9 protein-coding genes are annotated in these 11,957 nt (G+C 46.0%); 3 read left to right on the top strand and 6 right to left on the bottom strand.

Annotation, left to right across the window (positions count from 1 at the left end):
• Positions 1 to 2,434 (bottom strand): excinuclease ABC subunit UvrA (gene uvrA / locus LDL35_RS10270; RefSeq protein ID WP_304022245.1); only part of this gene is annotated, 2,434 nt, incomplete at its 3' end.
• A 213-nt stretch (positions 2,435 to 2,647) separates the two neighbouring features.
• Positions 2,648 to 3,274, bottom strand: coding sequence for a hypothetical protein (locus LDL35_RS10265; RefSeq protein ID WP_304022244.1), 627 nt, complete (start codon positions 3,272 to 3,274; stop codon positions 2,648 to 2,650).
• Between the two features lie 92 nt (positions 3,275 to 3,366).
• Between LDL35_RS10265 and LDL35_RS10260 the strand changes: the two genes are divergently transcribed.
• Positions 3,367 to 4,992 (top strand): putative manganese-dependent inorganic diphosphatase, encoded by a 1,626-nt coding sequence (locus tag LDL35_RS10260; RefSeq protein ID WP_304022243.1) that lies wholly within the window; start codon positions 3,367 to 3,369, stop codon positions 4,990 to 4,992.
• A 3-nt stretch (positions 4,993 to 4,995) separates the two neighbouring features.
• Here the strand turns inward: LDL35_RS10260 and LDL35_RS10255 are convergent, their stop codons facing one another.
• From LDL35_RS10255 to LDL35_RS10245, 3 genes are all read right to left on the bottom strand, one after another.
• Positions 4,996 to 6,348 (bottom strand): cobyrinate a,c-diamide synthase, encoded by a 1,353-nt coding sequence (locus tag LDL35_RS10255; protein ID WP_304022242.1) that lies wholly within the window; start codon positions 6,346 to 6,348, stop codon positions 4,996 to 4,998.
• Positions 6,349 to 6,355: 7 nt separating this feature from the next.
• Complete coding sequence (locus tag LDL35_RS10250) at positions 6,356 to 8,758, bottom strand: DNA-directed DNA polymerase (protein WP_304022241.1); 2,403 nt, start codon at positions 8,756 to 8,758, stop codon at positions 6,356 to 6,358.
• A gap of 64 nt (positions 8,759 to 8,822) precedes the next feature.
• Positions 8,823 to 9,695, bottom strand: coding sequence for a lactate dehydrogenase (locus LDL35_RS10245; RefSeq protein WP_304022240.1), 873 nt, complete (start codon positions 9,693 to 9,695; stop codon positions 8,823 to 8,825).
• A gap of 56 nt (positions 9,696 to 9,751) precedes the next feature.
• Here LDL35_RS10245 and LDL35_RS10240 point away from each other — a divergent pair, with 56 nt between their 5' ends.
• Both LDL35_RS10240 and LDL35_RS10235 read left to right on the top strand, forming a co-directional pair.
• Positions 9,752 to 10,639, top strand: a complete 888-nt coding sequence (locus LDL35_RS10240; protein ID WP_304022239.1) for a dihydroorotate dehydrogenase — start codon at positions 9,752 to 9,754, stop codon at positions 10,637 to 10,639.
• Positions 10,632 to 11,393 carry a dihydroorotate dehydrogenase electron transfer subunit gene (locus LDL35_RS10235; RefSeq protein ID WP_304022238.1) on the top strand — a complete coding sequence of 254 codons (762 nt, stop codon included), beginning with the start codon at positions 10,632 to 10,634 and terminating at the stop codon, positions 11,391 to 11,393. The genes LDL35_RS10240 and LDL35_RS10235 overlap by 8 nt, the downstream gene beginning before the upstream one ends.
• Positions 11,394 to 11,612: 219 nt before the next feature.
• Here LDL35_RS10235 and LDL35_RS10230 read toward each other — a convergent pair.
• The coding region (locus LDL35_RS10230; protein WP_304022237.1) for a hypothetical protein at positions 11,613 to 11,957 on the bottom strand (345 nt) is incomplete at its 5' end.

Genomic DNA, 11,957 nt, shown 5'->3' with positions numbered 1-11,957 from the left:
ATCCAAGACCTACATCTACAAGAGTCTGTAATTTATTCCTGATCTTCGGGATGGCTGAGAAGAGCTCGATTGCCTCATCCACACTCATCGCCAGGACGTCAGCAATGGATTTGTCTTTATATTTGACTTCAAGGGTCTCCCGGTTATACCTGGTCCCTTTACACTCTTCACATTCAATATAGACATCAGGAAGAAAGTTCATCTCGATTTTGATAAGCCCATCTCCCTGACATGCCTCACACCTGCCTCCCTTGACATTAAATGAGAATCGTCCGGATTTGTATCCCCTCATCTTTGCTTCTTTTGTTTCTGCGAAGATATTCCGAATCTCATCAAAGACCTTTGTATAGGTAGCCGGATTAGACCGGGGAGTTCTGCCAATGGGTGACTGGTCAATGACAATAACCTTGTCGATGGGTTCATCACAGGTGACAGATGTATGTTTTCCTGCTTCTACTCTGGAATGATAGACCATCTTTTGTAAGGCAGGATAGAGGGTATCATAAATAAGAGATGATTTCCCTGATCCGGACACACCGGTGATGAGGGTTAAGGTACCCATCGGTATTCGGGCGGTAATGTTCTTCAGGTTATTTTCCTGACACCCGGTGATGGATATATATCGATCATGAGTCCTCCTCTTCTCCGGGATTTCGATCTGCATCCGTCCGGAGAGGTATGCACCGGTAAGGGACCGCTCATTCTGTTCTATCTCATGAGGTGTCCCTTCGGCGATGATCTCACCACCATTAAGGCCGGCTCCGGGGCCCATATCGATAACCCAGTCTGCCGCCCGTATAGTGTCTTCATCATGTTCGACAACAATCAGGGTGTTTCCAAGATCGCGGAGTTGCCGAAGGGTGTCGATGAGTCGGTTATTATCCCGCTGGTGCAGTCCGATGGATGGTTCATCAAGGACATAGAGCACTCCCATAAGGTTGGCACCAATCTGGGTTGCAAGACGGATCCGCTGAGCTTCACCACCAGAGAGTGTGCCTGCACTACGGGAAAGAGTCAGGTATCCAAGACCAACCCGTTCGAGGAAGGTGAGTCTGGAAAGGATCTCTTTTAGTATCTGCCTGGCAATCTCAGTCTCTTTCTCTGACAGGTTCAGGTTGTTGAAGAATTCAATACTTGCAGTAATCGAGAGATCGGTCAGGTCGATGATGGATTTCTCTTTTATTCTGACCGCGAGAATTTTCTCCTTCAGTCTTTTTCCCTTGCACGTCTGACAGGGTGTAATTCTCATGAACTTTTCAAGTTCACGTTTCCGGTATTCTGAATTGGTCTGACTGTACAGGCGTTCTGCCTGGGGGAGCAGTCCTTCCCAGGTTCCTTTATGCGACCATTCTCCTTCACCCTGCTTATAACTCATATGAAATGAGATCTTTTCATTGGAACCGTACATCAGGGCATTGAATTGTTTTTCGGTCAGATCTTTAATGGGAGTATTGACCGTAAAACCAAAATGTTTCGCAACGGCTCCGACAAATTGTGACCGGTATCCATCAAGGAAATTCCGGTAGGTTGCGATTGCACCTTCGGCAATGGACTTTTCTTTTTCAGGAATAATGAGATCAGGATCAAAGTCCATTCTGATCCCAAGTCCCTTACAGTCCGGACAGGCACCAAATGGGCTGTTAAAGGAGAACATCCGTGGCTGGAGTTCTTCAAAGGTGATGCCACAGATCGGACAGGCCATTTTGGATGAATATGTTCGATCTTCCCCGTCTTCACAGGTGATGATGATAAGTCCCTCGGATCTGGCAGCTGCCTGTTCACATGCCTCAACAAGACGTGAGTGATCTGATACATCAAGCCGATCGATAACGAGATCGATGTCATGCATCTTGTACCGCTCCAGGGTAATCTCATCATCCGTCCGGTATATCTCTCCATTGACCCTTACCCGTGCAAACCCTTCCTTGTTCAGATCCTTGAAGAGCTGCTGATATGTTCCCTTTTTTTTCCTGATGAGCGGTGCAAGGATGGTTATCTGCCCGGTGCATTCCTCTTCAATCCGTTCGGCAATCCGCTCAGGTGACTGTCCCATGATCGGAAGGTTATGTTCCGGACAATAGGGGATACCGATTCGTGCATAAAGAAGCCGCAGATAGTCATAGATCTCGGTAACCGTCCCGACCGTTGACCGGGGGTTTTTCGAGGTTGATTTCTGTTCAATGGATATGGCCGGTGACAATCCTTCAATTGCATCCACATCCGGCTTATTCATAAGGCCAAGGAACTGGCGTGCATATGAAGAGAGAGATTCAACATACCGCCGTTGTCCTTCTGCATAGAGGGTGTCAAAGGCGAGGGTTGATTTTCCTGAACCGGATAATCCGGTGATGACGATAAACTGGTCACGGGGGATAGTGACAGAGATGTTTTTCAGGTTATGTTCCCTGGCACCTTTGATAATAATATTTTTCATGATTCGAGTAAATTAGGAGAAATTTTTGTATACTATTCAATGAGAGAATGGCCTGAAATGCTGGAGTCTGATCGTATATATTTCCATTCGATCACTCAAATGGCTTACCTGTCTCTCTTTTGGAAAGAGCAACCATATATATATATCCAGGCTAGATTCAGGTGGAGAAGTACCGTGAGGTTATTTAAAATAAGGAGAATTTGGTGCAGGTTCTCATTTCTCTTTTGTAGCTCCCAATATCTCTTCTTTCAGATGACTGAACTCCTGCTTTGAAATATCTCCATCCTTATACATCTTCACGATTTTATCAAGTTCCTGTATTCGTTCCTGAAGATTTGCCTCACGTGGATTTATGGAAGTTTTTTCATCCCCTTTTGCTTCTATCTGGGGAGTCATGACCATGAGCAGTGCTCCAAGGCCGATGATAATCCATCCCATTGGAATAGAGAGTTCGGTATTCTGCATCATCTGGGACATTACCGGGTCCATCTGTCCGCCCATTGAGGGAGCAAGACCTCCTGAGAGGAGCATTTGGACTGCATATCCGATGGTTGTTGCAGAATATGCATCATATGCTAAAAGAAGAAAAGCAAGCCCGCCGGTCAGGTATAAGAAGTTTATTTTTTCAGCATATATGAGAATGGCTGCTGCAATCGCAAGAACGATGTACAGGTATCCTGATGGTGTCGGGCAATAGAGGCACGTCACTCTCCCGATGATGGGAAGATCAACATACATCGCAATCCCGCCAATCAAAAGGGCTATGGCACCAATATATCCGATTAGGTTCTGAATGACTCCTGTGGCCCTGGTAATATCAATCTCTTCATTCAGGTTCATGATTCTGCCTTGTAAGGAATATTCATTCAGGGCAATTTAAATGATCGGTAATTGATATCTAACGTTAACACGCATCTCTCTACATATATCTTATGAGCCCTACGTATATTATCGGCCATCGGCAACCGGATACGGACAGCATTGCCAGTTCAGTAGCGTATGCGTCATTGCTCAATCATATTCATTCAGGCACATATGTAGCTGCACGATGCGGTGACCTGAATGCTGAAACTCAATATGCCCTTGATATTGCAGGAGTTGAGCCCCCGGTTCTGATTGAAAATGTTGAGCCATCAGTTGGGGATATTCCGTTTTTGTATACACAAAAAGCGCCCATGAATATTCCGGCAATCGATGTTGCATTGCTCATGGATGATTATGATATCAGGAACATTCCGATAGTTGATGATGAAAACCGGTTTTTAGGCCTGGTAAGTGAACATGGTCTGGCGCGAGCATATGTCAGTCCTCATGCAAGCCTTCCATTAAAAGTCGGCCCTATTACTCTTAAAGCACTTGCAAGAATCCTCAAGGCTGAGATTGTTCATGCAGCACATGACGAGATACATGGAAATGCCTCTATTGTTATCGATGCACTTCATATCTCTCTTGCCAGACTCGGTCCTCATGATGTTGCCATCATAGGTGATAATGAACCATCCCAGATTGCGCTTGTAGCAGAGGGGATTTGTGCACTCATCATCGCAGAAGGTGCACACTTAGGAGAACGGGTCAGGGAGAGTGCAAAAAATATGGGGGTATCTCTTCTGAAAACATCTCTGGATGCGTTCAGTGTGGGAAGGCTGCTCCATCTCTCCGGACCGGTTGAGACCATCATGGCAACTGATGCAGAAACTCTTCACAAAGATGATCTCCTCTCAACCGCTGCTCAGATAGTCTCGAACTCACCATATCGTACTGCCTGCGTCACTGATGAAGATGGACATTTTATTGGTATGCTCTCCAGAAATTCATTTCTTGAAGATGTTCATAAATCGGTTATCCTGGTTGATCACAATGAGTATACCCAGGCGGTTGAAGGTATTGAGACTGCAGAGATCATTGAGATAATTGATCATCACCGGCTTGGAACGATTGCAACCCTTCAGCCTATCAGGTTCAGGAATGAACCGGTGGGGTCGACCTCAACGATAATCACCATGAGGTACCGGGAAGAACAGGTAGTCCCGGACAAAGGCATTGCAACCATGCTCCTTGCCGGTATCCTCTCTGACACTCTTGTCTTGAAGATGTCCACAACGACCGACCGTGACCGGGAAGCAGTTGCGTATCTTTCAGGGATTGCCAATATAGATCCTGAAGAGTTAGGGACTGAACTCATCAACAAGGGAATGAACCTTGATGGTGTTCCAATTGAAGAACTCATTGTCAGAGATATCAAGGATTTCACTCTTCAGGATCGGACAGTGTCTATTGCACAGATTATGACCGGCTCTCGTGAATTTGCTGATTCGAACGCAGAAAACATTCAGAATGCCCTTACTCTCTACCAGACCAGCCACGGGTATGATATCAGCATTGTCCTGGTTACGGATGTCATCGGCCAGAGAAGTTTCCTTTTTGCTGCAGGTGACTATGGTCTCTTAACAAAACTCGGATATCATCATCAGCCGGTAATTCTTGAAGGGGTTATGTCCAGAAAAAAGGATTTCTTCCCTTCATTCGGACAACGGTTCAGACAGGTTATGCAGAGCTGATCCCTACCTTTTTTTCCAGGTCAATGCCGCCTGTATTATTGTATCTGAAAACCGCTTTGAGAACCAGCCATGGGTATAGCAACCGACTGTTTCATGAACATACATCCCATCACGCCCATTCTGGATTCCTTTTCCCCTGGTCAGACGGATGGCATACTGTGCATCTCTGTCCGGAGTGACAAATGAGTAATGAAACTCATGTCCCCGTATCTCAATTCCCTCTGGTGTAAGTGATGTGCCACCTGTCATTTCTCCTTCACTATACCCTAAAGCCTGAAATCGCTGTGCCATCTCAGCCTCGGCAGGAAGTACTCCGGTCCAGCGATATGTTCGCTCTCCGGCAAGTCCTTCAGTGAGGTACAAGAGCCCCCCACACTCTCCATAGACGGGAAGTCCGTCGTCACAGGCTGCACGAATTTCTTCACGAGCCGGACCGGTTTCCAGCAGATCTGCATGAAGCTCCGGATATCCTCCACCTAAATAGAGAGCATCCACATCAGGCAGATGATCCTGCATCGGGCTGAAATAAGTAAGATTTGCACCCGAACGCTCAAGTAATTCCAGGTTATGCTGATAATAGAAACAAAACGCAGGATCCCGGGCAACTCCAATTCGTACCAGACAGGCCGGTGTATCCTGCTCTTTCGCCTGAGTGGTAAGCGGGGGAGCAGAGGATGCAAGTGCGATGATCTCAGGAATATTACAGGAATCCTCAATGTTGGATACTGGTTCCTCAGTTGTAGTTTCATCACCCATCACCAGGCCCAGGTGACGGCTCTTTGTATGGAATGAAGGATCCTTGGGGACAAACCCGAATTGTGGAATCTTTGCTCCGGCTTTGAGCAGTTCAGCATGACGGGGACTTCCGACCTTATTGAGAATGACTCCTGCAAGTGGTGAATCCGGTTCGTAATTCTGAAAGCCGGATGCAATGGCATGGACACTATGAGCCATACCATGCACTGGGATTACCAGGAGGAGCGGGGCTTTGAGGATCTTTGCGATATGCGCAGTACTTCCGAATGTAGAGTCAAGTCCGTCATACATCCCCATGACTCCTTCTATGACGGCGATATCTGCACCTGCGCATCCGGAGTAGAAAGATTCTACCACTCCGTCCTCCCCGGCCATTACGACATCCAGATTTCTCGAAACTCTGCCACAGATTCGGGTATGATGACTGGGATCGATAAAATCAGGTCCGATTTTATATGGTTGTACAACAAGTCCGCGTTTTTTCAATGCTGCCATCAGGCCACGGGTAATTGTCGTCTTTCCGCAACCGCTCTGGATTCCTGCGATGACAATACGGGGAATGTTAAACCGTATCTCCTCTCCATCCTGGTATTCCTGCATAGTCCTCCTAAAAAAAATCAGAAAGGGTGGTCCGGGTTGGATCCACGTCTGACCAGCTCCATCCTATTGGTTCAAGAATCCGGGATATTGGTGATTTGATGGTCTTCTCCAGCATTAGTTCAAGATCTGGGACAAATGCATCAGGAACCTGATCGCCGTATTCAAAACAGAGGACATCAGTCTTTGGATAGCCTCCGTTCACGGATTTAATATAAATCCTCTTTGGTTTACTCCCCTTGCCAAAGTTGGTTCCCAGATGAGTATTCGAATACGTAGCACCCCGGACATGTGCATCGTCCGTTCCATAATCTTTCAGTTCTTTACCAAGCCCTCCAGGGATTCCGATCTCATCAAGTGAATACCCTCCGGAACGGTACGTTTTGATGACATCTCCAAGGTATTTTTTTATCTCTGGTAAGTCCGCACCTTGTAATATCTTATTCATGACCTCTTTCATGACTTTTCTGGTGAGGAGCGGGGAGTCTGATCGTTTTGCTTCAAATCCGACCATATCTGTCTCATCAACAGACTTTCCTTCTTTCCAGATGAGGTTGCCTGCATATCGCTTCTTCTTTCCTCCCTGGAAGAATCTGCGATAGACTTTTTCAAATTTTATCGAGAAATAATGCTTTTCTGCATGCAGAACTTCCTTGGCAAAGGTATTGTAACTCTCATTTAACACTGCTTCAATCTCTCTTGCTTTGGTGATCGTCTCTTCAAGAGATGTAGCCGGTATCTGAATCATACAGGAGTCGGTATCGCCATATATGACACTATATCCCATATTTTCAATAGTGTTCCGGGTATGCTCGATGATCGCCCTGCCTACTGAAGTGACTGCAGACCCAATCTCCCGATCATAGAGCCTGAATCGTGAATATCCGCTCACTCCATAATATGTATTCATGATGACCTTGATGACATTCTGCTGCATGTCATAAAGCTGGTATTCCTGGGAGCCAAAGGGGTATTCATTCCTTTTGTTCTTTTTCAGATCCCGTTCCTGCAGAAGTTCACTGATGATACTGCGGGTAAGGCCATCAGGCTTTGAACGGAATTTAATTCCGTTTGGTGCGGTGAGATCACCATTTGGATCTTTTGTCTCAGGCGAAGCATTGATGGTCATCATTGCCATCGGGTACAGGGATTTCAGATCAAGGACCACCACGTTCTCCCGTATACCTGAACTTGGTTCAAAAACCGTAGCACCTTCGAATTCATCTCCCGGGCTATAGCCTTTTGATGGCAGGATGAATTTTCCATGTGCCTTACGGAGAATATAGATGTCGATGACATTTGAGGAATTTAATGTCCGGTCAAGAGGACATCCGACATAGCGGGCAATCTCCTGGTAAAACTCAATTATGTTATTCTTCTGGTTAATTTTAACACAAAGCTCGACATCTTTGAAGTTATATTCGACAAGTTCATGTGGAGCTTCATTCCACATCCGGGCTGTCATGCCTGGCTGGTAATGGAATGCCTTGACATCACCAACTTCACGCTCTCCGACTGCATCCAGACGATATGAGTCCAGTTTTGATGACTGCATCTTTTTATATCCGGCAAGCAGGTCAAAATCTACCCTTCCTCTGACTCCTGAACGCTCACTCATGCCAGGTAACCGGGCAAGGCTGTCAGGGGGGAGATTCAGAGCACGGATTCTGCCAAAGATATAAGGAAGATCGAAATCGGTGAAGTTCCAACCTGAAAGGATATCCGGGTTGTTTTCTCTGATGTATGAGGAAAAACCTGTGAGAAGCGACTTTTCATCATCGAAAACTCTGATGGTATGAATATCAGTACAAAAACATCCGTTCGGTAGCGTGTTTCTACAGAGATTCTCCATATTGATTGATTTTTTAGAATTCTGGAGAAGAAATGTTGTGTAGGTACCGGAAAATGAGTCCCAGGCAGTAATGCATATGATGCGATCACGATCAGGGTTTGGAAGACCTCCTTTATCGTCTTCACATTCGATATCAAGGAGGCAGTATCTGGTAGGTGCATGGACTTCCGCCGGTTTTACGTAGGTATATGGAACGACGGATGCTCCGGCCGGGACAGATATTCCTCCGGTAATTCCTGCATCAATAAGATAACGGGTAGCAAAGGGAATATCTGCTTCATAATGGGTGTAATTTCCTCTTACCTCCCTGACATCGGTTGGTCTCCGGGTGTAAAGTCTGCGTAATTCTTCACCATGGATTGATGTGTATGGGGTAGGATCAATCTTAATAACCTGGTCCGGATGATTTCTGGCAACCTGTGATGCGAGGATGTAAAAGTATGGAAAAAATCCGGTAACCTGTATCTCTTTGAGATCCCCTGTTTCAGTACGCCCGAATATATGTATGAGGGGTCCGTCTGCTGCGGTTGAGTATTCAACCTGGCATATACTGAGTAACATCCTCTTATCCTGATCCTTTTCCACCGTCGATTGTTGTTCACCCGGAGATATCAATTGCTGAGAATCAGGAGTCACTTGCTATCCTCCTGCAAAGATCTGATACAAATGTGGCTGCATCCTGAAAATGGTCTCTTTCCCAGAGATCGAGATCCCACTCTTCTATTGAAAGAATGCCCTCTCTTCCGATTAGTACCGGAACTCCCAGAGAACAACCGGCAACACCATATTCTCCCTCTAGAATGGCAGAGCATATGAGGCTAGTTCTTGCATCGGTAATTATTGATTCAATAAGATGCCATATGTGATACACCGGGGCATATTCAGTCGCGCCTTTTCCTTTTATGATCTCCATACTTGCATTCCGGAGCGTTACTAAAATGTCATCTCTTGTGGGAATATCTACATCAAGTCCGGTTTTACTGAATATTGGAACCTGATGTTCTCCGTGTTCACCAAGGATTACCCCGTCATCTCTGATGGATCGAAGTGCAAGTTCGTATTGAAATCGTGCGCTGTCCAACTGGCCTCCAAATCCTATGATGCGGTTTTTCGAAATTCCAAGGGACTTCCAGAGATAGTATGTCAGAATGTCTGCCGGATTGGTTACGACGATTATTATCCCTTTATAGTCTCGAATGAGTGTTGCCAGTTCTGATGCAACCGGAACATTACAATCCAGCAATGCAGCTCTTGTTTTGATATTCTGATTTCTTGGAAGGCCGGCAGCATAAAGAACGATATCACATGCGGCAATGTCTTCCGGCTTTATAGAAATTGTCACCGGACATCGCATATGTTCGATGTCAAGTCGTTGCGCCTCGAGGAGTGCCTGATTACAATCATACAAAACAAGATGATTAATAAGGCCACTGGATACGGCTCGGGCAGCAACTCCGCCTCCAATTCGCCCGGTACCGAATACTGCAAGGCTGGTCATCCCATACTCGTAGGAACGAAGAATAGATAATTACCATCATCCCCATCTCTCTCATCATGATTAGACTGAGTCAGGGACCTGTAAAGCTCGCAGGTGTACCTGTCAGAAATCACCTGGTTCTTGCAGCTGGTGTACTAGGGACCTGTGCTTCCTCTCTTCGCAGGATGTTACGCCAGGGGGCAGGAGCAGTTGTGACGAAATCAATTGGTCCGGAGCCGCGGTATGGGCATGCGGGGCCATGTGTTGTCGTTCTGGAAGACGGGATCATGAATGCAATGGGTCTTCCAAATCCCTCCAGAGAATTTGTGCAGGAACTCTCTTCATTTGATGGTGAGCCTGTCATTGTGAGTATATTTGGCGGTAATCCTGAGGAATTTCATGAGGTGGCCGGTTGGTTTGCAGAGAAGGCAGAGGCGTTTGAACTGAATGTGAGTTGCCCGCATGCTGCCGGATTTGGTGCACAGATTGGGACTAACCCAGATGTGGTAAAAGCATGCACTGAAGCAGTAAAGGAATGGAAAAAGCCAGTCTGGGTCAAATTAACACCAAATGTAACTGATATTACAACTATTGGCAGGGCGGCAGAAGAAGGGGGAGCTGATGCAATTGTGGCCATCAATACCGTTCGCGCGATGCGGATCTCTACGGGTCTTAAAAGACCGGTTCTTGGGAATAAATATGGGGGCCTCTCCGGAAAAGCAATTTTTCCCATTGCTGTCCGTTGTGTGTATGAGCTTTATGAGGCCTGTTCTATTCCGATTATCGGGTGTGGTGGTGTTTCCTGCGCTGAGGATGTCATTGAGATGATGATGGCCGGTGCAGTCGGTGTTGAGATTGGAAGTGCTGTTGTTCAGGATCCTGAAATTTTCAGGCATATCAGTGAGGAATTATATGCTCCTGACGGTATTTCTTCACAAGAAATTGTGGGGTGCGCCCATGAGTGACGGCCTTCCGGTCCCCGTGACAATCACCCGTGTGGCACAGGAGAGTCCTGGAGTCAGTACTATCTTTTTCGATCATGTATTCTCTGCTAAACCCGGTCAGTTTGTTATGGTCTGGGTTGTGGGCACCGATGAGATTCCGATGGCTTTGTCATACCCGAATGCAGTTACTGTTCAGCGCGTAGGTGAGGCTACAGCAGCGTTGGTATCCATGAAACCAGGAGACAAAATAGGGATAAGGGGGCCATTTGGAAATGGATTTGCCCTTCAGGGGAGAATTCTTGCAATTGCCGGAGGAGTCGGGACAGCACCGCTTCTTCGGATTGGGCTTGAATATCCTGATGTTACATTCCTTCTTGGTGCCCGAACTGCTGATGAACTGATCTTCCAGAGTATTCTTTCATCTGCATGTGAAGTCCGGGTTGCAACCGATGATGGATCTGCCGGTTTTCATGGATATGTTGCTGGGTTGCTTGATGAAATCGATCTTGATGAATATGAGACCATTGTAGTCTGTGGTCCGGATCCGATGATGCGTTCTGTGTTATCTGTTCTTGAAAACCGAAATGCCATTGGAAAATCACAGTTCAGCATGCATCGGTATATGAAATGCGGGGTTGGATTATGCGGGTCATGTTGTATCGACCCGGATGGTGTATGCGTTTGTAAAGACGGACCGGTTTTTTCAGGACCGATGCTACTACAGAGTGAGCTCGGGAAATATCATAGAAATGCAGCCGGTTTAAAAGAAAAATAAGGTTAAATGGATTATTTCCAATTCTGATCCTTCGTTTTGCAAGAAAACGGGGTTTTGTTTAAACCAAAAATGTTTAAATATTACTCCGATGCTTTATTTCTCCAAAATCTGTCTATTAATTTTCAATTACGAATAAGAAACCTTATACGTTCACTGATACAAAAGGAGTATGTAATACCACAAAGAGAGGTATGGTGTAATCTACACCAAGCTGATATGTTAGTATTCATGTCTGCTACTCCTCGCATCAACACACCGCCATACCTTCTTTGTTGGTCTTTTTTGAGAATTTTTAGTATAGTGACACGGTTGTATTAGTTTCTGACGCCTGATATCATCATCAGATTCATTTCGACAACTACAAATACTCATGAATACAACATTGTTATCCCACATGCTTCCTGAATCATCAGGAGCAAGCGGCCGGGGAATGATTGTTCGAGAAGGGCAATGCGAAAGTATATAACCTTCAGCGAGCAACGTAAGAGGCCGTTTTAATGGAGACCCGACGAATGCTTTGAGAGCAGTATCGGTTCTGACATAGGAATACTGGTAATGTGGATA

The organism is Methanospirillum hungatei (assembly GCF_020216685.1).
In the GTDB taxonomy this organism is placed as follows: Archaea; Halobacteriota; Methanomicrobia; order Methanomicrobiales; family Methanospirillaceae; genus Methanospirillum; species Methanospirillum hungatei_B.
Note: the sequence above shows the minus strand (reverse complement) of the source record. Positions and strands in the feature narration are given on the sequence as shown.